The organism is Psychroserpens sp. S379A, assembly GCF_049800755.1.
Lineage (GTDB): Bacteria > Bacteroidota > Bacteroidia > Flavobacteriales > Flavobacteriaceae > Psychroserpens.
In genome coordinates this window covers 899,429-921,782 of record NZ_JBNAFQ010000002.1, presented here as the reverse complement: position 1 = coordinate 921,782, position 22,354 = coordinate 899,429, and the positions used below count along the sequence as shown (strand labels likewise).

The 22,354-nt window shown below is 31.7% G+C and carries 18 protein-coding genes; 7 read left to right on the top strand and 11 right to left on the bottom strand.

What is annotated here, in order from left to right; translation table 11 throughout:
* Position 1: 1 nt before the first annotated feature.
* Positions 2-2,161, bottom strand: coding sequence for a carboxy terminal-processing peptidase (locus tag ACP15M_RS08935; protein WP_425076887.1), 2,160 nt, complete (start codon positions 2,159-2,161; stop codon positions 2-4).
* Positions 2,162-2,374: 213 nt separating this feature from the next.
* On the opposite strand from ACP15M_RS08935, the gene surE reads away from it, so the two are divergent.
* The 5 genes from surE (at position 2,375) to ACP15M_RS08910 (ending at position 7,231) form a co-directional block, all read left to right on the top strand.
* Positions 2,375-3,151: a 5'/3'-nucleotidase SurE gene (gene surE, locus ACP15M_RS08930; protein ID WP_425076850.1), complete on the top strand. Its 777-nt coding sequence runs from the start codon at positions 2,375-2,377 to the stop codon at positions 3,149-3,151.
* Entirely contained in the window at positions 3,141-3,425 is a 285-nt protein-coding gene (locus ACP15M_RS08925; RefSeq protein ID WP_425076849.1) for a hypothetical protein, read from the top strand. The genes surE and ACP15M_RS08925 overlap by 11 nt, the downstream gene beginning before the upstream one ends.
* Before the next feature lie 40 nt (positions 3,426-3,465).
* Positions 3,466-4,575 (top strand): lipid-A-disaccharide synthase, encoded by a 1,110-nt coding sequence (gene lpxB / locus ACP15M_RS08920; RefSeq protein WP_425076848.1) that lies wholly within the window; start codon positions 3,466-3,468, stop codon positions 4,573-4,575.
* Between the two features lie 75 nt (positions 4,576-4,650).
* A complete protein-coding gene (locus ACP15M_RS08915) occupies positions 4,651-5,157 on the top strand; it encodes a C40 family peptidase (RefSeq protein ID WP_425076847.1) in 507 nt (168 codons plus the stop codon).
* A 40-nt stretch (positions 5,158-5,197) separates the two neighbouring features.
* A complete protein-coding gene (locus ACP15M_RS08910; RefSeq protein ID WP_425076846.1) occupies positions 5,198-7,231 on the top strand; it encodes a ComEC/Rec2 family competence protein in 2,034 nt (677 codons plus the stop codon).
* 5 nt (positions 7,232-7,236) lie between these two features.
* On the opposite strand, the gene ACP15M_RS08905 is transcribed toward ACP15M_RS08910, so the two are convergent.
* From ACP15M_RS08905 to ACP15M_RS08895, 3 genes are all read right to left on the bottom strand, one after another.
* Entirely contained in the window at positions 7,237-7,791 is a 555-nt protein-coding gene (locus tag ACP15M_RS08905; RefSeq protein WP_425076845.1) for a thioredoxin family protein, read from the bottom strand.
* Positions 7,792-7,877: 86 nt separating this feature from the next.
* Positions 7,878-9,995: a peptide MFS transporter gene (locus tag ACP15M_RS08900; protein WP_425076844.1), complete on the bottom strand. Its 2,118-nt coding sequence runs from the start codon at positions 9,993-9,995 to the stop codon at positions 7,878-7,880.
* A gap of 70 nt (positions 9,996-10,065) precedes the next feature.
* Positions 10,066-11,898: a peptide MFS transporter gene (locus tag ACP15M_RS08895; RefSeq protein ID WP_425076843.1), complete on the bottom strand. Its 1,833-nt coding sequence runs from the start codon at positions 11,896-11,898 to the stop codon at positions 10,066-10,068.
* A gap of 195 nt (positions 11,899-12,093) precedes the next feature.
* Between ACP15M_RS08895 and ACP15M_RS08890 the strand changes: the two genes are divergently transcribed.
* Both ACP15M_RS08890 and ACP15M_RS08885 read left to right on the top strand, forming a co-directional pair.
* On the top strand, positions 12,094-13,392 hold the full coding sequence (locus tag ACP15M_RS08890; protein WP_425076842.1) for a hydroxymethylglutaryl-CoA reductase, degradative: 1,299 nt from the start codon (positions 12,094-12,096) through the stop codon (positions 13,390-13,392).
* 3 nt (positions 13,393-13,395) lie between these two features.
* On the top strand, positions 13,396-14,340 hold the full coding sequence (locus ACP15M_RS08885; protein WP_425076841.1) for a GYDIA family GHMP kinase: 945 nt from the start codon (positions 13,396-13,398) through the stop codon (positions 14,338-14,340).
* 51 nt (positions 14,341-14,391) lie between these two features.
* Here ACP15M_RS08885 and ACP15M_RS08880 read toward each other — a convergent pair whose 3' ends face one another.
* The 7 genes from ACP15M_RS08880 to ACP15M_RS08850 form a co-directional block, all read right to left on the bottom strand.
* Complete coding sequence (locus ACP15M_RS08880) at positions 14,392-16,545, bottom strand: SurA N-terminal domain-containing protein (protein ID WP_425076840.1); 2,154 nt, start codon at positions 16,543-16,545, stop codon at positions 14,392-14,394.
* Between the two features lie 170 nt (positions 16,546-16,715).
* On the bottom strand, positions 16,716-18,005 hold the full coding sequence (locus tag ACP15M_RS08875; RefSeq protein WP_425076839.1) for a hemolysin family protein: 1,290 nt from the start codon (positions 18,003-18,005) through the stop codon (positions 16,716-16,718).
* 6 nt (positions 18,006-18,011) lie between these two features.
* On the bottom strand, positions 18,012-18,200 hold the full coding sequence (locus ACP15M_RS08870) for a hypothetical protein (RefSeq protein WP_425076838.1): 189 nt from the start codon (positions 18,198-18,200) through the stop codon (positions 18,012-18,014).
* Positions 18,201-18,257: 57 nt separating this feature from the next.
* Positions 18,258-18,827 (bottom strand): LPS export ABC transporter periplasmic protein LptC, encoded by a 570-nt coding sequence (gene lptC, locus ACP15M_RS08865; RefSeq protein ID WP_425076837.1) that lies wholly within the window; start codon positions 18,825-18,827, stop codon positions 18,258-18,260.
* Positions 18,828-20,210 (bottom strand): hypothetical protein, encoded by a 1,383-nt coding sequence (locus tag ACP15M_RS08860; protein ID WP_425076836.1) that lies wholly within the window; start codon positions 20,208-20,210, stop codon positions 18,828-18,830. It lies immediately after the preceding gene.
* Positions 20,211-20,225: 15 nt separating this feature from the next.
* Positions 20,226-21,533 carry an OmpP1/FadL family transporter gene (locus ACP15M_RS08855; RefSeq protein WP_425076835.1) on the bottom strand — a complete coding sequence of 436 codons (1,308 nt, stop codon included), beginning with the start codon at positions 21,531-21,533 and terminating at the stop codon, positions 20,226-20,228.
* Complete coding sequence (locus ACP15M_RS08850) at positions 21,533-22,261, bottom strand: type III pantothenate kinase (protein WP_425076834.1); 729 nt, start codon at positions 22,259-22,261, stop codon at positions 21,533-21,535. The genes ACP15M_RS08855 and ACP15M_RS08850 overlap by 1 nt, the downstream gene beginning before the upstream one ends.
* Positions 22,262-22,354: the final 93 nt, after the last annotated feature.

Genomic DNA, 22,354 nt, shown 5'->3' with positions numbered 1-22,354 from the left:
CTTAATTTTGTACTGAAGACGCTACTTTTCTTTTAATTCCGTAAGTCATTTTTAAATCGTTTAGCACATTAAGCGCTTCTTCGATGTAAACATCTTTACTTAGACTAGCAAACCATCGTTCGCGTTTTTCTTTTAAAACAGAATCTTGATCCATTAGCTTTAACTCTTGAGATAATGGTTGAAACGTTAAGTTGTTTTTATAATTTGAGAGTTCTTCAAAACGTTTTGCTTCATTTTCACTGGCATCAATAGACGCCTTATAATCGTCATATTTAAGCGAAAACAACTCTTTGTCTCTTATCTTTTTTACCCATTTTGCATTTTCGTCGATAAGCTTCAATTGTTCATTATTTGCCATTCGTGCTTTACTCTTTGCAATGGTCGCATCATAATCAAAATAACTATCCCATTCCTCATATTCTGCAGGTTCTATTTCGCTCCAAGGCAATGGATTTTCTTCATTCTTTTCACCAATATCAATATAACTGTATCGGTTAGGAATAACTACATCACTTTTTACGCCTTCAAGCTGATTTGAACCTCCATTAATTCTGTAAAATTTTTGGATTGTAAATTTCAAATCTCCTAAATCAATATCTGAATTTCTCACTAAACGATTCAAATCAAAAACGGTTTGAACTGTTCCTTTTCCGAAGGTTTGATTACTACCAATGATAATTGCTCTTTTGTAATCTTGCATTGCAGCCGCTAAAATTTCGGATGCTGAAGCTGAAAATTCGTTTACTAAAATAACTAAAGGACCATCCCAAACGATAGAGCGATCTCTGTCTTTATGCACTTCTTTTTCGCCATCAATTGTTTTGACTTGAACAACTGGACCATCTTTAATAAAAAATCCAGCCATATCTACAACAGTTTGTAAAGAACCTCCTCCATTATTTCTCAAATCGATAATAAGACCTTCCATGCCTTCAGACTTTAATTTTTCTATTTCTAGTTTTACATCTGAAGCTGCATTTCTATTATTAACATCATCAAAATCTACATAGAATTTTGGCAAATCAATGATGCCATACTTTTTGTCATCTTTGATTACTGTAGATGATTTAGCATACGTTTCACCCATTTCTACAACATCTCTTGTAATGGTAATATCTTGAATGGTACCATCTACTTTTTTTACAGTAAGTGTCACATCAGTCCCTTTTGGTCCTTTTATAAATTTTACTGCATCACTAGTTCTCATACCAACAACATTAAGGCCTTCCTCTTCATCTTCTTGTCTTACCTTTAAAATTTTATCACCAACTTCTAATTCATTTTGTCTCCAAGCTGGTCCTCCTGCGATAACTTCCATAATGGTAATTACATCCATCTTTTTTTGAAGTCTAGCTCCAATGCCTTCAAACTTTCCTGAAATTTCAGCATCGAAACGATCTCTATTTTCAGGTTCATAGTAGGCTGTATGCGGATCATATTCTCTAACAATGACATTAACATATACAGACAATAAGTCTTTTCGTTGCCTGTCTTCCATATATTCATAGAGTTCATCAAGAGATTTTTGGGTAAGTTCTCTTGCTTCTCTTTCAAGTTCTGCTAAAGATTTTTCTTCTGGTATTTCTTTCTTTTCATCAGCATCAGCTTCTTTAGCCTGTTTAATTTCATTTTCTTGTTGCGAAATTAAATCATCGTAATTAGCTATAGTTGAAAACTTAAGTTGATGTCTCCAACGCTCTTTCAGCTCTTTCTTAGAATTCACAAAAGATAAGTCTTCATATTTTGTAGAAAACGCTTCATCAATTGAAAAATCAAATGGTTGCTTAAGAACTTCTTTATAGATTTCTTTAGATTCAGCTAAGCGTATAAGATAACGCTCATACGTTAAATTAAAGAATGACAAATCATACGCTTTTATTTGATCGTCTAACTCGGTTTTATGAGCTTCAAACTCTTTAATATCTGAAGCATGAAAATAACGTTTTAAAGGATCTAATTGCTGAATGTATTCTTCAAAAATCTCTTGAGAAAAATCATCATTCATCTCCTGAGGATTAAAATGATTTTGTTCTAGCATATAAGTTACTAATTGAACTAATAGCTGGTCTTTATTTGGGTCTTCAAACTTTTTAGATGTAAAACTGCAAGACGCGAAAGCCAACAGTAACACCAAAAGCAATAATTTATAATTTCTTCGCATAATATTTTTCATAGTACATTTTTTATGTAACATCATATTTTAGGGCTTTAAAGTAAGCTAATATACACAATGACATAGAATTTCATAATTTCTACTAAAGTAAAAGAAAAAACCATGCCAATAAAATTGAGTGCTACTAATTTTTTGTTAAACCTCTATTTATAGGAATTTCAAGCGTGTTTATGTACTTTTGACCTATTATAAAAGCTAGATATGTCAAAAAAACCTCTTATTTTAATTACCAATGATGATGGCATCACTGCTCCAGGCATTAGAGCTTTAATTGAAGTCATGACTACACTTGGTGATGTTGTAGTTGTCGCTCCTGATAGTCCACAAAGCGGAATGGGTCATGCAATTACCATAAACTCAACATTACATGTTGAAAAAGTAACTATTGAAGACGGACAACAATTAGAATACAGCTGCTCTGGAACTCCAGCCGACTGCGTAAAACTTGGCGTAAAGCAATTACTAGATAGACGACCTGATTTGTGTGTTTCTGGCATTAATCATGGTTCAAACTCGTCTATTAATGTTATTTATTCAGGCACGATGAGTGCTGCTATTGAAGCTGGTGTAGAAGGAATTCCAGCGATAGGATTTTCACTTTGTAATTATAATTGGAGTGCTAATTTTGAAGCTTGTAAGAGCTATGTAAAAACCATAGCAGAAAATGTTTTAAAACATGGTTTAGATAGTGGAATTGTGCTTAATGTAAACATTCCTAACCTTGAACAAAAACACATAAAAGGAATTAAAATTTGCCGACAAGCTAAAGCAAATTGGGAAGAAGAGTTTGACAAACGTACCAATCCACAAGGTAGAGAATACTACTGGCTCACAGGTAAATTTGTCAATCTAGATCAAGGAGAAGACACAGATGAATGGGCTTTGGCAAATGGTTATGTTTCTGTAGTTCCTATTCAATTTGACTTAACAGCTCATCATAGCATTCAACAATTAAATACTTGGACATTTGGAGACTAAAGAAACTATCATTGGAATCGTTATTGGCATCATTGCAAGTGCTATTGGATTAACCTTATCCTTATTGTTTTTTGGAACTGGCGATTCTATTAGCGATTCGTTAAGTATTGCTATAGCTCAAGGCGTATTTACAAAACTCGTAAGCATTGGAGCACTTTTAAATTTAGGTGCTTTCTTTTTGTTTATAAATACGAACAAAGAAGCTAGAGCAAAAGGTGTTCTTATTGCAACAATAGTTGTTGCCTTAATTACCATTATTATTAGATTTACATAACTGAATAATTGGCATTTATAATTCAAGGGATTTTTAAATAATGAAGTATTATATCATTGCTGGTGAAGCCTCTGGCGACTTACATGGTTCTAATTTAATGAAAGCATTACAAAAGCAAGATGTAAATGCTGAATTTAGATTTTGGGGAGGCGACCTTATGCAATCTGTTGGCGGCACTTTAGTTACGCATTATAAAGATCGTTCGTTTATGGGTTTTGCTGAAGTCATTTTAAATCTTCGGAAAATCTTAGGCCTAATTAGTTTCTGCAAAACTGATATTAAAAGCTATCAACCTGATGTTATTATTTTTATAGATAATTCAGGATTTAACCTTCGAATTGCAAAATGGGCAAAAGAACACAATTACAAAACACACTATTATATTTCTCCCCAAGTTTGGGCTTCAAGAGCTGGTCGTGTTGAAAAAATAAAACGTGATATTGATGCTATGTATGTCATTCTTCCTTTTGAAAAGGAGTTTTATGCAAGGTACAATTATGACGTTCATTTTGTTGGCCATCCCTTAATTGATGCAATCTCAGATAGAACTCAGGTTGACGACAAAGTTTTTAGAACAGCATATAATCTTAGTGACAAACCTATTATTGCGCTTTTGCCTGGAAGCAGAAAACAAGAAATTACAAAAATGCTAGGTGTTATGCTTAGTTTGGTTAATGATTTTAAGGACTATCAGTTCGTTATTGCTGGAGCTCCGAGTCAAGAGTTTGACTTCTACAAGTCTTTTATTAAACAAGATAATGTCTCATTTATATCGAATAAAACGTATGACTTACTAAGCGTCTCTCATGCAGCTTTGGTAACTTCAGGTACAGCAACTTTAGAAACCGCTTTGTTTAAGGTTCCTCAAGTGGTTTGCTATAAAGCCAATTCAATTTCATATCAAATTGCCAAGCGAATCATTACTTTAAAGTTCATTTCACTCGTTAATTTAATAATGGATCGCGAAGTGGTTACTGAATTAATTCAAGGTGACCTGAACAAAAAGCGACTCAAAAAAGAGTTAGAACAAATTCTTGATGAAAACAGGCGTGTACAAATGTTTATAGATTATTATGATTTGGAAAAGAAACTAGGCGGAAAAGGCGCCAGCAACAATGCTGCAAAGCTAATTTTTGAGTCTTGTAAATAACATTGTTAAAAACACAATGGTTTTCTTTTAACTACATTCAATCTAATATCTATTTTTGAGAATTAAATGTCTTCTATGAAAAAGATTATTCTACTACTTATATTATGCATCAGCTTTGGCAGTTGTAATTCTTCAAAAGGTATAAAAACCAAAAAACCAAAAACGACTAGAACAAAAACAGTTTCTTCTAAACCATCAAAAACTATTGCAAGCATCATAGATTATGCTCAAACTTTTGAAGGCACACGATATAAATATGGAGGCACAACAAAACTTGGCATGGATTGTTCTGGCCTTGTAGTTACTGCATTTCAAAAAGAAAACATTCAATTACCTAGAACGACAGCCGACTTAAAGAATACTGGACAATGGATTGATGTAAAAAAAGTAAAAGAAGGTGATCTTTTATTTTTTGCAACTAAAAAAAACAGCCGTAAAGTAAATCACGTTGGTATCGTTACTAAAACCAGACCTGGTTATGTGGAGTTTATTCATTCTACTTCTAGCAAAGGTGTTATTACTTCAAATTTATCAGAGCGTTATTGGTATTTAGCTTATGTTCAAGCTAGAAGAATATTGTAGAATATTTACTAAATATTAGATTATTTACTATATTGAGTGTGTGAAAGCTCTCAATTTTATAATCATCAAATTAACTTTCTTCCTTGTAGTAGGCATTCTGCTTGCGCATTCTTTTCATCTATCCTTAGCACATACATTTTACATTATCATTGGTGTCATAATTCTGTCAGCCATTACATTTTATATAGAAAACCAATCATTTAGCAAACATATTTGGTTTGGACTATTAGCATACATCTTTATGTTAGTGTTGGGAATGTTTACTTACAACACACATCATCATAAAAATTTTGCTCGTCATTATTCAAACATAAAAAGTGTTGATATTACTGATTCGAACTATATATACTTCAGAATAAAAGAACGATTGAAACCAACTCAATATCATAACAAATATGTTGTTGAATTAATAAAGTTGAATGATCATTATGCTAAAGGAAACACACTATTAAACATTAAAAAAAGTCAAAATTCAAAACCCTTTAGTGTAGATGATATATTATTAGTTCAGTCTGCATTTGAAGATATTGGCAGTCCGTTAAACCCAAATCAATTTAATTACAAAGCCTATTTAGAAAAGCAATACATCTATCATCAACTGTATACACAACAAGAACACATCTTTAAATTAACTTCAAATCATAAAACCATTTTTGGTTATGCAGATATGCTAAGGCAAAACATTAATAAGCAATTAATTACTTATGATTTTAAACCTGAAGAATTAGCGATTATCAACGCACTTATACTTGGTCAGCGACAAGATATGGACAGAGAAATGTATACCAACTATGCAAATGCTGGAGCCATTCATATACTAGCAGTTTCTGGCTTACATGTTGGGATCATACTTATGATTTTAAATATTGTTTTAAAGCCTTTGGAGCAGTTAAAGCGAGGACATATTATTAAAGTCATTAGCATTTTAATGCTTCTGTGGAGCTTTGCTATTGTCGCTGGATTATCGGCTTCAGTTACAAGAGCTGTGACGATGTTTAGCATTGTTGCAATAGCGATGCATGTAAAACGACCAACAAACATTTATAATACACTATGTATCTCAATATTCATTCTGTTGTTGTTTAAACCTATATTCTTGTTTGATATTGGGTTTCAAATGAGTTATTTAGCTGTATTTGCAATCGTTTCAATTCAACCTTTACTAAGCAAATTATGGATTCCTAAATGGAAGCTTTTAAATTATTTCTGGCAAATATTTACTGTTACTATTGCTGCACAACTTGGTGTATTACCAATTAGTTTGTTCTATTTTCATCAATTTCCAAGCTTATTCTTTATTTCAAACTTGGCAATTATTCCATTTTTAGGATTGATTTTAGGCTTTGGAATTTTAGTCATTATGCTATCAGTCATCAATATGCTTCCCGAAATGCTAGCCAATATCTACGGAAGTCTTATTAGCACAATGAATCTTGTAGTCTCTTGGGTTTCTAAACAAGAGGCTTTTTTAATTAAAGACATCTCTTTTGATGCCTCTCAGGTTATTACCAGTTATATCTTCATACTAGCTTCAGTATTAGCCTATCGGAAATTTCATTTTAAGCGAATTATAATGTTTTTAATATCGATAATGTTATTACAAGGTACTTTCATACAATTAAAACACATAAACAGCACTGAAGCATTTGTAATATTTCATAAGAGTAGGCATAGTATTATAGGAAAAAAGAAAAACGACGATTTAAAAATATGGCATAGTTTAGATAATGATGCCATTCAAAACGAAAACATAATTAGCAACTATAAAGTTGGAAACTTTATCAATTCAATCTCATTCGATTCCTTATATAATGTTTACAAAACGCCACACAAAACGCTTTTAGTTGTTGACAGCTTAGGCGCATATAATGTAAGTTTTAAAACAGATTATGTTTTATTGAGGAATTCACCACGAATTAATTTAAAACGTTTGATTGATTCGTTACAACCCAAACTCATTATTGCAGATGGCAGTAATTATAAATCGTATGCACAACGATGGAAAGCAACTTGCTTAAAAGAAAAACTCCCTTTTCATTATACATATGAAAAGGGAGCATTTATATTAAAATAAACAATTTATTGTTGAAATTCTGGCTTAAAAGCAGCATAATAGGCATTAAATTCTTCTTGAGTGGTCATAGACTTATAGTCATCTCCAAGAAATAATTTTAAGTACAATTCAATTTGTTGTGGTTTTTGATAACCTCTAATAGGTGAGATCACCTTAGCATCTACATCAAAAAATACAATTGTTGGATATGCACTTACTTTTAAATAACGTGTAAGCTCGTGCACACTATTTCTTCTACTTTTTAATTCCTCCTTGTAGTTAGGATTACTAAAGGTTTTACCATCATATTCTAATGTAGAATTACCTTCAGCATCAAATTTAACAGCGTAGTAATTCTTATTTACAAACTCAACCACATCTTTATTATGGAATGTATTTTTATCTAACATTTTACAAGGTCCACACCAGTTTGTGTAAACATCCATCATAATTTTTTTTGGATTTTTTTTCTGAAGTTCTAAAGCCTCTTCAAAGGTTACCCAATTAATTTCTTGTACTTGAGCGAAGCTACTAAGCGAAGTTAATAGCGCTAAAACGAATATATAAGTTATTTTTTTCATAATAGATATGTTGCAATTTCTGTTCCGAACTTACAAAAAATGCTCCATAAACGGAGCATTTTGCGATATTTTTAACGATTTACTCGTTATTTAACACCATGCATTAGTTTTTTTAATACAGGGTTTAAAGCAAAAACCAATAGACCTGCTACAACAGGAACAATTGTAAAAATTAAGAAAAATGTCGACAAACTATACTCTTCAGTTATATTCTCAATTTGACCTCCCAATACAGCCGCTAACTTATTTCCAATAGCTATTGCCAAGTACCACATCCCGAACATTAGAGCTATCATTCTCGCTGGAACAAGCTTACTAACATAAGACAATCCAACTGGAGACAAACATAACTCACCAAGAGTATGAAACAAATATGCCAAAATCAACCATATCATACTAACCTTAACTCCATCAACAAGGCCATGTGAACCAAAAGCTAAGAGTCCAAAACCTACTCCCATAACTATCAATCCTAAAGCATATTTTGTTGCAGCACTAGGGTTATATTTACTTTCCCACCATTTTGAGAAAAAAGAAGCAAAAACAATAATGAAAAATGAATTTAAAATACTGAACCAAGACACAGTGATTTCAACTTCATTATCTCTAACTTTAGTTATTTCAGCTGAAATAATTCCATTATCTCTTTTTAATTCTAAACCTCTATTCTTAGTAAACTCTAGTCTCTTTTCATCTAAGAAACCAAATTCAGTACCATCATTATTTTTGGCTATAATATTTAATCTGTCTCCAACATTAAAGCTTAGAGGTTCTGCAATTGATGTCGTTTGCATTACAACTTTATCAATAGAACCATTAGGTTGATTATTCTCTGTTATTGGAATATATATATACTTAAGGTTCCCTAAATCATCAGTTTTTTGGTTACCCTTTTCGTCAATATCAGGCTTTTCAATCGCAGAATAACTGACATCATATGCTATGGTATTGAAGTCTCTATTAAGCATCCAACCAACAATTCCCCACATAAGCAAAAAACAAATAACTAAAACCACATTTGATCCTGGAACTTTCTTAAATGTCTTTTTCCAAAGAAGATATAGTACCCACGAAATTATAATTAATGGTATTACTGTAAGTAGAGTATTGATAATATTAAATGCAATAGCAGAATTACCACTTAGCATTCTATCAACACTATCTCTTGCAAAAATCACCAATGATGAAGCACCTTGTTCAAAAGACAGCCAGAAAAACACTGTGAAAAATGCAAATATTATAAATGCAAACATTCTATCTCTAACGATTGCAGAATATCTTAAAATTCTTCCTATAACTAAAATCAAAAACAATCCTAACGCAAATAACACAGCTGTATATTGACCTTCAAAATCTCCTATCTGAAAAACTGAAAAAATGTCTATTCCTGCAATTTTTGACATTGGATCATTTATAGCATAACCAAGTCCAATTACAGAAGAAACAACAATAAGTACTTTATCAAATAATGTAAAAGGATTTGGTTTTTCAATATCTTCATCTAAATGATTGTCTACATTCTTTTCATTAATATTCTGTGGTAATTCAACCTCATGTATTTTAGTTGGTTTAGCTCCAATTTTCCCAAATAAAGATCCTGCCAACCAAAATTGAAGAGTTCCTAAAAGCATAAAAATTCCAGCCAATCCAAATCCATAAGCCCAACCTATTTTCTCAGCTAAATAACCACAAAGCATCATTCCAAAAAATGCACCAGCATTAACTCCCATATAATAAATAGTATAAGCACCATCTTTTTTCTCTGGATTTTTTTTATACATTTCAGAAATTATAGAGGTCATAGTTGGCTTAAAAAAACCTGTACCAACTACAAGTAATACTAAACCTAAATACAATGAAAACTCTGTTTCTAAAGCCATAGATGCATGACCAAGAGTCATTATCAAAGATCCAATAATTACTGCCCAACGATAACCTGTGTATTTATCAGCAATATATCCTCCAATAATTGGTGTTACGTACAACAACATCGCATAAGTACCAAATAAAGCTCCTGCATTTTCTACCGACCATTCCCAACCTGGATTATACCCAATGGCAGCCATGGTTAAGAAATTAACAAGAAGCACTCTCATACCATAAAATGAAAAACGCTCCCACATTTCAGTAAAAAACAATACAAAAAGACCAGCAGGATGGCCTAAAACTTTGTCTTTAAACAGGTTTTCAATATCAGTATTCATAAAAGAAAGAATTTAGTTAAAAAAGAGAAACCCATAAACTATAGTTAATAAGGTTTTTTTATATTTAGTATTAGCTATTAGATTTTGAATCAGCAAGTTCAAATCCTTCGGTTTCTTCGTTAATTGTTCCTTCTTTATCCTCTGCTCCATGAGTAAGTTTCTTCAATTTCTTTAAGAATAAAATTAACAACAGGCCAAAGATAACAGTGAAAAATGTTAGGAACTGAAATATCTTATACTCTTGTTCATTCTGTTCTTCTTCAATGACAAAAGACACTCCATAATTCTTTCCGTCTCCTTTGTTTTCGACAACCTGTGCTTTATCAGCATCTTTTTCAAACTTTAAATTAACATGATAAGGATTGTCAGCTGTAACATTGTTGTCGTTCAAATATTGAATTAAATTCTCCTTAGAATCATTTACATCATTTAAGGCAAAAGTGTTTCCTAAATCTTCACCATTTTTATAGCCTTTAAAAACAACATCGTTATTCTCTACATATACTTTACCTTTTATTGAAAAGTTTTTATCTTCTTCAATTGGATATACAAATACATCATTAATTACCTTCTTACCGTCAACAATTTTTTTAACCTTAATACTATCCTTTGAAGTAAATTTATATGTATCTTCTTTACTCATAGTCATTGTTCCTTGATATGCTTCAAGTTGGGCAGATTCTCCAATACTTCCTGCTAGTTTATTACCAAAACCTGTAGCAGCAAAATAAATTCCCATCATTATAGAGGCGTATTTTACTGGTGCTAATTTTGTAATAAATGACAATGAAACTGGAGATGTACAAAGTTCTCCAATTGTGTGAAACAAATACGCTAAAAAGACCCAAACCATTGCAGCCTTACCAAACTCTACAGAGCCAGCTTCCTTAGAAGCAAACATCATAAAAACATAACCTAAGCCCATGATTATAGTTCCAATTGCCATTTTGAATAATGACGAAGATTCTCTTCCTTTCTTTTTCCACCAAATCCAAAAACCTCCTATTATAGTTCCAAAAATGATGATATATCCAGCATTAAGTGACTGGAATACTGCTGCAGGTATTTCAGTAAGTGATGCAAAATTTATTGACCTATCTACCTTAGCATCTGTGTAAAGATTCATTAAGCCGCCAGCTTGTTCAAAAGCTCCCCAGAACACAATAACTATTAAGAAAGATATTAATAATACTATTACTCTATCTTTTTCAATTTTAGTCAATGGTTTGTTCATTGCTTCCTTTTCTTCAGGATTTTCAGATTTCCCTAAAAAGTTACCTACATGTTTTAAATGCTTTTGTCCAGCAATAAAAACTAGCTGACCTATTAACATTCCTATTCCTGCTAATCCAAATCCATAATGCCATCCATATTTATAAGCGACTAAACCTACAATAATACTTGACAAAAATGCACCAATATTAATCCCTATATAGAAGATTGTAAAGCCGCTATCTCTTCGAATATCTCCTTCTTTATATAGTCCTCCAACCATCGTAGAAATGTTTGGTTTCAATCCTCCTACTCCTAAAATAATTAATACCAAACCTGTGAAAAAAGCCCAAGTTGTAGGTATGGCAAGGACACCATGTCCTAAACACAACAAGAAACCTCCTAACATTACCGTTTTTTTCTGTCCTAAAAATTTATCAGCAATCCAACCTCCAGGAATAGATGCTACATACACTAACATGGTATACCATCCATACAACCATATTGCATCTTTACTCGACCATCCTAAACCAGGATCAACTGCTGTTGCTGATGTTGCAATGTATAAGGTTAATAAGGCACGCATTCCATAATAAGAAAAGCGCTCCCATAACTCAGTAAAAAATAAAACATAAAGCCCTATTGGATGCCCAAATAATTCTTTTTCTTTAATTGTAGTCGCTGTTGACATAAAATTTAGTGTTAGTTAGTATTTTTTGTTCTTGATAATGCATCAAGAATCATGCTATTTTTCGATAAAAATATGTCAAGTTTACTAAAAATTAAGCAAAAAACCCTAACTATTAACAGTTAAATGTGCAATTATAATTCCTTTAAAGAAAATTACATTCAAGAATAGTATCTTTGTATCCTTAAATTCAAGTTAATGCATAAAACAGTTACAGGCTTTTCTAAATTATCAAAATCTGAAAAAATTGATTGGATTGTTACCACATACTTTCCAAATCATAAAAATGCTGAACATATTTTAAAGCAGTATTGGAACAACAACGAAAAACTCCAACTACTACATGATGAATTTATAGAAAATACAATTTCAAATTTCTATTTACCTTTTGGTGTTGCTCCAAATTTTTTAATAAACGGAAAGACTTACACCATACCAATGACTATTGAAGAAAGCTCAGTAGTTGCTGCTGCCAGTAAAGCTGCTAAATTTTGGTTTGATCGTGGTGGATTTAAAGCTGAAGTGATTTCAACTACAAAGATTGGACAAGTTCATTTTACATACGATGGCAATGCTGAAGATTTAATACCTTTTTTCAATCAAATAAAGCCTCTGTTTTTTGAAGACACTAGTGCTATTACTAAAAGCATGAACAAACGTGGAGGAGGAATTTTAGATATTGAATTGAAAAACAAAACTGAAACTCTAAATAATTATTTTCAATTCCATGCTACATTTGAAACCATGGATGCCATGGGAGCAAATTTTATTAACAGTTGTTTAGAACAGTTTGCAACTACTCTTAAACGTGAAGCAGATGTGTCTTTAAACGGAAACTTAAGCATCATCATGAGCATTTTATCTAATTATGTTCCAGACTGTCTAGTAAGAGCCGAAGTGAGTTGCAAGGTTGAAGATCTCACTGAAAATCCTGATATTTCTGCTGAAGCATTTGCTGAAAAATTTCTTCAAGCAGTTAAAATTGCTGAAATAGAACCTTACAGAGCTGTCACACACAATAAAGGCATTATGAATGGTATTGATGCTGTTGTATTAGCTACTGGTAATGATTTTAGAGCTGTTGAAGCTGGTATTCATGCGTATGCGTCTAAAACTGGTAAGTACACTAGCTTAACACATGCCGAAGTTAATAATGGTATTTTTAAGTTTTGGATAGAAATTCCCTTAGCACTTGGTACTGTTGGCGGATTAACAAGTCTGCATCCTTTGGTAAAATTGGCTCTTGAAATGCTTGGTAAACCTTCGGCTAGAGAATTGATGCAAATTGTAGCTGTTACAGGATTAGCTCAAAATTTTGCTGCGTTGCGTTCTTTAACCACTACTGGTATTCAAGAAGGTCATATGAAAATGCATTTGATGAACATTTTAAATCAGTTTGAAGCAACTCCTGAAGAAAAAGAAAAACTCATTGCCCATTTTAAAACTAACACAGTTACTCATAGTGCTGTAGTTGAAGCTATTAAATCTATAAGATAACTAGTGAAACGTTTTTACAGTCACGGAAAATTATTACTTACAGGAGAATATGTTGTTCTTGATGGTGCATTGTCTTTGGCTATTCCAACAAGATTTGGACAAGATTTAAAGGTTGAAGAAAATTCTTCGGAAGAATTGCATTGGACTAGTTTTGATGAAAACCAGCATGTTTGGTTTGAAGACACTTTCAAAATTCAAAATAACAAGGTTCTGAAGCAAGTTCAGAATGACGATACAATTTCTAATAGATTGCTTGAAATACTAAACGTTGCAATAGATCTTAATCCAAAATTTTTAAATAAAAACAAAGGTTATAACATTACAACACAACTTGAATTTCCAAAAAATTGGGGTTTAGGCACATCCTCTACTCTAGTTAATAACATCGCCAATTGGGCAAATGTTAATCCGTATGAATTATTAAACCTAAGCTTTGGCGGAAGTGGTTATGATATTGCTTGTGCTGAATCTCAAGAGCCTTTAACCTATCAGATTAAGAATAATGAGATCCTGAATCAAGTTCAGGATAACCAAAAAAGAGACATCGAAACGGTAAGTTTTAATCCTACGTTTAAAGATCACTTATATTTTGTTCACTTAAATCAGAAACAAAATAGTAGAGATGGCATTGCTCAATACAAAGCAAATAAATCTGATTTAAAACACGATATTGAAGCAATTAATAATATTACTCAAAACATGATTGATTGCAAATCATTAGTTGATTTTCAAAACCTTATAAATCGTCATGAAGACATTATTTCAAAAATCATATCTCAAAAACCTATAAAAGAAGAACTGTTCAAAGATTTTGATGGCAGTGTAAAAAGTCTTGGTGCTTGGGGAGGCGATTTTGTGTTAGTCGCTTCAAAACACAATCCTACAGACTATTTTAAATCTAAAGGCTACCTAACAATTATTGAGTACAACCAAATGATTTTAAACTAAAAAAGGCTTCATATAATATGAAGCCTTTTAAATATATTTCATTTAAAAGTTCTAGAAAAATCTAGCTCTATTATCTTCGATATCAGCAGTTTCTTTTAAAGCATTATACACTTTAGTTTGTGCTGCATTAGCTCTTGCTGTACTTAAACGATTAGCAATAGCTTGATAATTATCTAATGTTGTAGTTTCATTAACTTTAGTAACTTCAACCACATAAACACCTTTATTTCCTATTATTGGTTTAGACACTTCTCCTTCTGCTAATCCAAAAGCTGCTCCAACTACTTTAGGCTCAGAACCAGCTCCTGATAAGGTTGGGTTTTTCATATTAACTGCAGAAGCTCTACTTGTAGCTCTATTTTGATTTTTAGCAATATCTGCAACAGTTGTTCCAGTAATTTTTCCTAAAATCATATCTGCCTTTTTCTCGTTTCTAATTTCAGTAAGCACTGTAGCCGAAGCACTCTCAGCATCCATTAATCCTTTTTTAGTTGCTTTAACAACCTGAACCACAGCATAACCTCCACTCGGAATAGAAAAACGCTTATAATCACCTATTCTAGTTCCATCTTCAAAAGCCCATCGTACAATGGCTCTTTGACTTCCTAAACCTGGAATATTCTCATCAAGAATTTTAATTCCGTTAACTGGTTTAACGTCTAAATCACGTGATTTTGCTGCCTCTTGAAAATTTTCTTTTTGTAAAGCTAATTCAAACTTAGAGGCTTCAGTAAATGTAGCATCAATTGTTTTTTCAGATGGCTCAATCTTACGAGCTATTGTTGCAACTTTTACTGCTCTAGCTTTGTTTTTTTGATCTAATATTTCAATGATATGAAAACCAAATACTGTTTTTACTACACCAATATCTCCTACATTATTTTGGAATTCAAAATCACTAAACGGCTTTACCATTTGAGTAATTGGGTGAAAATCGTATTCTCCTCCATTGTTAACACTTCCTTGATCTGAAGAAAATTCGGTTACTAATTCAGGGAATTTAGATGGATTAGTTGTAACTACAGTTTTAATACTATCTGCTAAAGTTTCGGCATCTGCAACTGATCTAGTAACATCTGGTTGTGCACTTTGCGCTCCAATATGCGGAATTAAGATGTGTCTTACTTTAACTGAATCTGGCATTTGTGTTTCTGCTACAATTTTAGATAATTTATAGAATCCTCCATCTTTATAAGGTCCATAAATACCACCAACTGGAGTGTTATAAATTGTATCAGCTTCTGTTTTTGGTAATTGAGATTTTGTTACAAATTCATCGTTGTAAGTAATATCAGAATTAGAGTTTACAAAATTTTCAACATCGTTAGTATTTCTAAATCCGATAATGGTATCAGTATTGTTTGTTGCTTCATTAAACACTGCTTGATTGTCTAATAACTTAAGTAAATCTGCTTTTAAGTTATTTTCATCTTCAACACTTGCAACCTCTTTAAATTCAACAAAACTAATGTCTCTAGACGCTTCAACTTCGTATTTATCTTTATGTGCACTAATATACTTTGTAATATCAGATTTAGAAACTTCTACTAAACTATCTGCAATAGATGTAAAAGGCACTTGAACATAATTTAAATCACGTGTTGCGTTTTCTAACATATAATCTACTTCAGCCTCACCTAATGTTGCGTTTACACCAGCTTTAACCATGGCATAGTAAGCTCTTTCTTGAGCGCCTAAAGCAATGTTATTTTCTGTGCTTACCCATTGTTGGTAGTTGATTTGAAATGTTCCTAAAGGAGCGCTTTGCCCATTTAGTGCTTTTAAATTATTTACAAACTCGGTTAATTTATTTTCATCAAAAATGCCAGCTTCATTTTGAAGTTCTGGGTAACTAGAAAAACTTTGTTTAAGTAAGTCTTTCATTTGATCTTGCTCAACACTTAACCCAAGGTTTTCAAATTGAGATGCCATAATTGCTTTTCTCACTTCTTGATCGTAAACTCTATTCATTGCTTGAGTTGACGTAGAATTTGGACCTAGCTGACTTTGCATTTGCTCAACTCTGTTCATAAATTCAACTCGGTTAATGTTAGTGCCATTAACTGTAGCAACTACATCTTGCGAACCTCCAAAAAGAGCATCACTATTTCTAAACAAATCGGTAAGTACAAATGAGAACAATGCTAATGCTATGATTAGAATCAAAAACAAAGAACGTTGTCTAATTTTATTTAAAACTGCCATTTTATGTATAATTTATCGAATAATAAGTGGGCGAAAATACCATTTTCTATTAAATAATAAAAGTAGAATTATGTTTTTATTAGCTAAAAACTAACGGATAAACGAGTCTTTTGTTGAGTGAAGGATTTCATCGATTAAATGCTTTAGAATTTATATGCAATTTTAAAGCATTAATCTTCTTCTGTAACATGCAATTCGACAATGTTAATTTTTGTTGAAGACACCTCTAAAATTTTAAATTTAAAAACGTCTATAGTAACTTCATCACCTTCTTGCGGAATGTCTTCGGCTTCATTAACAATTAAACCACCTAGTGTTTCATAATTTTCACCTTCTGGAAGATTTAGCTTGTATGTTTCATTGATATAATCGACTTCTAATCGTGCAGAAAACTTAAAACGATTACTATCTATCTTTTCTTCAGTAAGTTCAACACTATCGTGCTCATCTTCAATTTCGCCAAAAAGCTCTTCTATAATATCTTCAACTGTCATAATACCAGCTGTTCCTCCATACTCGTCAATAACTACAGCAATACTTTTGCGCTTTTTTGTTAAAATATTAAGTACATCTTTTACCAACATTGTTGCTGGTACATACACCACAGGCAATGTAATAGCTTTGATTGATTTAGGTTTTTTAAATAGCTCAAACGAATGCACATAACCTAGAATATCATCGATAGTATCTCGATATACCAAAATTTTTGACAATCCGCTATCAATGAACATGGTTCTAATATTTTTTACAGACTCATTCACGTCAACAGCAATAATTTCGGTTCGAGGCACCATCACTTCGCGAGCTTTAACTTCGGAAAACTCTAGAGCATTTTGAAAAATTTGAATTTCGCTATCCACTTCATCATGTTCTTCAACAGACTGCATTTGCTCACTTATATAATTACCAAGCTCTACTTTTGTCATTGCCAATTGAATATCATCTCCATTTGTTTTAAAAATTGTTTTTAAAACTTTATCTGAAATCCAGATAACAGACGACGATAAAAACCAAAATAATAGGTAAAACAAATACGCAGGAAATGCAAAAATTTTCAAGAAGGAATTGGCATAAATCTGAAAGAATACTTTTGGTAAAAATTCGGCTGTTATTAAAATTACAACCGTAGAAATAATTGTTTGAGTAAGCAGACTTAAATCATTAAGTAAATAATTAACAACTTGATAATCTGTTGGAAGTTTAGACTGAAACCAATTTACCAAAACATCTCCCATTACCAATCCATATACGACTAATGCTATATTGTTTCCAATAAGCATTGTAGCGATAAATTTAGAAGGTTTTGCCGTTAAGCGTGTTAACAACCTAGCAAGAAAATCGCCTTGCTTTTTTTCAATTTCAATATGAATTTTATTAGACGACACATAAGCAATTTCCATACCTGAAAAGAAGGCAGAAAGCAATAACATTAAAATAATGACAAGGATGCTTAAATCCATACTTAATTAGTTATTCTTGTCGTCAAATTTTTTTCTGAAACGTTTTCTGAAGAAAAACATGAATATAGATAAACCAGCAAACACAAATGATATAATTGATCTATTTGTACCATCATTTAAACTAGCAAATCCATCATAGATAAAAAGTACAGCAAAAAAGAGGTATACGTATTGAAAAAACTGAAGTAGCTTCATTTTGAATATAAATATTTACTACAAAGATAAAGATGTTTTGCTAAACTATTTCAACTATTAATCTTTTAAAAGCATATCTCCACTTCCTTCAAGAATGGTATAGTTTTTAAATTTGGTATCGGAATCAAAAATATTTCCTCGACCATTATTAGAGGTTGCAGATTTTAATCTTACTTGTTGATTGGTAAATAACCATTCTCGTTTTTGATCGTAATACAGTTGATCTGCAAAAAGACTATCATTTTGAGGCGTGATTAAAACCACATTACCTTGTAAATCAATCAAATCAGTTTTGTTATAAACGATTGCATAATCAGCCAGAATAATATTTTTGTCTCCATTTTCATCATAAAGTGATAAATGTACACCTTCGGGAAATTCTGAAAACGAAAAACTTCGATTTGAGTAATCTAGCATTTTAGGGCTTTTCAAGTTAGCAATAACTCTTCCATTGTCATCTTCAACTTCGGTATATCTTAAATCGATATTTTTAGCTTCACCTATAGGTTGGTTTTGTAATATTCCTATTTGTTGTACTTCTTTAAAATTGTTTTTACATGAAAAAAACATAGTCACAACAATTGTTGTGACTATGTATATATTAATATGTAAAACCTTAATTTTCATTTACAGATTAGGAACTTTTACACTACCACTAATCCAACATCCAATGTTAATCGTTTTACCAGCCATTCCTTTTTCAAAAATCTCAGCCCTAGAAGGCGCATTTGCATTATATGAATTTGCAGCTTGTTGTGCACTCTTTTTCATACTTGCATCAACTCTTCCCGCTTTTAGAGCTTCTTGTGCAGCATACCAAAACACAGCTCTTTTAGTAAAATTATCTGTTCCGCAACTGTTTGCACTTTTTGCATACATAGACGCAATTTGTAAGTGAGGTGCTCCATCTGAAGGGTTAAGTTTTAAGGCTTCTCTGTAATATTTTCTAGCAGCACTATAACTTCCTCTTTTCTTGTAGCCATTAGCAATTTTCTTTGCTAAACGTCCTTTTTTAAAGACATCAGTTTCTAACTCATAAGCTTGTTTGATATAATCATCTCCTTCGCTATTTTTACCTTGCTTGTATAAAATTGTAGCTACAAAGTATTTAGTATCTGCTGAAGGTGCTGTTGCATCATACGCTTTTACCAATTCAACATATAAAGGATCATCTGTACATTCTTTATTATACATTCTACTTACAGCTCTTTTTAACCAAACTGCATCGTCTTTATATGTAGGAAAATCTTTTTTATACAAAGGAATCAAATTTTCACAGTTTGCTAATTGACCAAGATATGTATCTAAACTTCCTGAAATCTTATTATTAGCTTCAATAGATTTTTGATAAAACGGTTTGTATTTTTTATCACTCTTAGTTAATGCTTGACTAGCTTCTTCCTTTTCAATGATCTTGTTTAACTTAACCGTATAATCTTTGTTAATTGTTTCTAATTGTTCTGACACATCATCGTATTTATTAAATACATCTTGAATTGGTGCTTGATTAGCTTTAAACAAATCAACAATTTTAGTAAAGTATACATATAAACCTTTAGCACTTGTAAAGTGTTTAAGATCTGTCGTGTATGCTTTATCAAAAGCATCGTACACTTGTTTATCGGTTAAACCAAGTTCTTTTTGATTATCATACATTAATAAGCCTTTATCTCCTAAAACCTCTCCTAAATCATATTTGCTTGGATAGTACTCCATACCTTTATCCCAAACAAGCATTAGATCATTGATAAAATCTAGCTTCTCTTGACCAGTAGAATTTTTAATTTTGTGCTTCAATATTTTTTCACCGTAAGCATATATTGCATAACTAAACTTAGGACATTTATTTCTAACTTTCATCCAAGGTTCGTAAGCTTCATCATATTTTTTACTCTTAACAAAGTCACTCATTAAGGTGAGGTTAAGCATACACTCTTCATCTTGTTGAGCAAAACTAAAGTTTGCTGTTAAAAACAAAGCAGCTAATACTAAAATAATTCTCGTTTTCATTATATTCATTTTACGTTAGTTATATTTTCTTTTTTGGAACCATCTATCATTTAATGATAAACTTAGTTGGAAATTCACAAAATTTTCTTGTATTAAATTTTGGCTAGTTGTTCCTCTTCTGCCAAGTTCAAATCCAAGGTTAGCATTTGAAAACCATTTCCCAACTGGTAATCCAACTCCAAAAGATATGCCAAACTCATTAATTTTTTCATTATTGATTTCTAAACCTGTATTTTCAAAATGAATTCCTGCTCTATAAGTCATTCTTTTTAAATAACTAGAAAAGGAATTATAATCAGGAACAAAAAAACCTCCTAAAGATATATTTGAGGCATTAACAAAAGTTGCATTTTCAATAGTAATAATTGGATTAGAGAACTTACTTGTGTTTTGAAATGTATATTCAGCTCCTAAAAACCATTTTCTAGGTTTACCTATTCCTGCTCCAATTGAAAACCTAGAAGGCAGAGTTAAATCTGTTTTATCTAATCCAAGTGATTCTAAATCGGCATCGATAGAATTGACTTCAAACTCCTGTTCACTTTGCTCACTTAATACAATTGTTGCATAAGAACGAGTGTTTCTTGACACAATATTACTTTGAGGTGAATATGTTAATCCTGATTGTAATTCAAGCTTATCACTTATCATGGTTTTATAAGTTAAACCAAGGTTAACATTTAATCCACTAAGTTCAGACCTATTATGCTCTCTTGACTTATACTCTATTGGCACACCATCTTCATCATATAAAAATTCTATTGCAGTATTTTCTATGTTTCCAAAATTATAATTCACATCAACACCAAAACTAAGTTTATCAGTAATTCTGTAACCCAATCCTAAAAACACTCTATTCAAACCTCCTTCGCCTCTATACCTGTTCTCTATTTGATTATTAGAAAAGTCTTCTAACTTATAACCTACTGAAGTATAAGGCAGTATCCCTAAACCAAATCCAAATTTATCTCCTAATGGCATTGCCATTGCCAGATAATCAACTGTGGTAGCACTTGTTTTTTCGCTTCCAGAATCTGATTTTAAATCACTACTGTTATGACTTGCAGAAATTGCAAACTTAACAGGGCGACTTTCATTATTAAAAAGCTTTAAGTTTGGACCAACATAAGCTGCTGGATTTCTCAGGTTTACATGAATACTATCGGTATAAATACTCAATCCTCCCATACTTCTATTCTCAACTGTGCCTTTAAATTTTAAAGATCCGATTCCATAAAACGAATATGGCGAAGCTGTACCCTCTTGAGCATTTATTTGTAATGCAAAAAAAGTAACGAAAACTATTACAATTTTTTTTATCATTATTGTGAGTTATATTCTAAAATAAAATTCAAACCTTCTAAAAGAAAATTTGAATTCGCAAATATGCCATTTTTTAATTGTTTAGACAAGAAATTGGTATCACCACCTGTTAAAATAACTGTTAAATCTGAATATTTTTTGTTGTACTCATTAATAACACCATCTATTTCTTTTAAAACACCAAAAATTACTCCAGAATGAATTGAACTATCGGTTGATTTTCCTATAAGGGATTCAGGCAGTTTAGAATCTAATAACGGAAGGTTTGCGGTTAAATTATGTAAGCTATGATATCGTAATCTGACACCTGGAGAAATTGCGCCTCCTAAATATTCATTCTTATCAGTAATAAAATCATAAGTAATACAGGTTCCTGCATCAATAATTAACACATTATTATTAGAATGTTGATCTACAGATGCAGCAACTAGAGCAATACGATCAACACCAAGAGTTTTAGGTGTTTTGTAACTGTTCTTAAATGGTAATCTGGTATTTGAGTCTAGTAATAAAAGATTTATTTTAGAAGCTACTATTTGAACATCTTTGCTTTTTAGTTTTCCAACAGAAGATATGACTCCTTTAGAAATGATAGGATACTTCTCTAATATCTTTAGAGCAGTTTTTAAAAACTCATTATACTCAACTGTTAATTTTTCAAACAATACATTGTTATGAAAAACTGCTAGTTTTACATAAGTGTTTCCTACATCTATGATTAAATTCATTCAAAAACCAATAAGCCGTAAACTTACAAAATGCAAAAAATAGTTACTATCTGTTTAACCAAAAAATAACATAATAATCTATGGAAATATTGA

Bases quoted from the DNA above. Each gene is read 5' to 3' on its own strand.
- ACP15M_RS08935 (WP_425076887.1), bottom strand. From the start codon at position 2,161: ATGCGAAGAAATTATAAATTATTGCTTTTGGTGTTACTGTTGGCTTTC.
- surE (WP_425076850.1), top strand. From the start codon at position 2,375: ATGTCAAAAAAACCTCTTATTTTAATTACCAATGATGATGGCATCACT.
- lpxB (WP_425076848.1), top strand. From the start codon at position 3,466: ATGAAGTATTATATCATTGCTGGTGAAGCCTCTGGCGACTTACATGGT.
- ACP15M_RS08915 (WP_425076847.1), top strand. From the start codon at position 4,651: ATGAAAAAGATTATTCTACTACTTATATTATGCATCAGCTTTGGCAGT.
- ACP15M_RS08905 (WP_425076845.1), bottom strand. From the start codon at position 7,791: ATGAAAAAAATAACTTATATATTCGTTTTAGCGCTATTAACTTCGCTT.
- ACP15M_RS08900 (WP_425076844.1), bottom strand. From the start codon at position 9,995: ATGAATACTGATATTGAAAACCTGTTTAAAGACAAAGTTTTAGGCCAT.
- ACP15M_RS08895 (WP_425076843.1), bottom strand. From the start codon at position 11,898: ATGTCAACAGCGACTACAATTAAAGAAAAAGAATTATTTGGGCATCCA.
- ACP15M_RS08890 (WP_425076842.1), top strand. From the start codon at position 12,094: ATGCATAAAACAGTTACAGGCTTTTCTAAATTATCAAAATCTGAAAAA.
- ACP15M_RS08880 (WP_425076840.1), bottom strand. From the start codon at position 16,545: ATGGCAGTTTTAAATAAAATTAGACAACGTTCTTTGTTTTTGATTCTA.
- ACP15M_RS08875 (WP_425076839.1), bottom strand. From the start codon at position 18,005: ATGGATTTAAGCATCCTTGTCATTATTTTAATGTTATTGCTTTCTGCC.
- ACP15M_RS08870 (WP_425076838.1), bottom strand. From the start codon at position 18,200: ATGAAGCTACTTCAGTTTTTTCAATACGTATACCTCTTTTTTGCTGTA.
- lptC (WP_425076837.1), bottom strand. From the start codon at position 18,827: ATGAAAATTAAGGTTTTACATATTAATATATACATAGTCACAACAATT.
- ACP15M_RS08860 (WP_425076836.1), bottom strand. From the start codon at position 20,210: ATGAAAACGAGAATTATTTTAGTATTAGCTGCTTTGTTTTTAACAGCA.
- ACP15M_RS08855 (WP_425076835.1), bottom strand. From the start codon at position 21,533: ATGATAAAAAAAATTGTAATAGTTTTCGTTACTTTTTTTGCATTACAA.
- ACP15M_RS08850 (WP_425076834.1), bottom strand. From the start codon at position 22,261: ATGAATTTAATCATAGATGTAGGAAACACTTATGTAAAACTAGCAGTT.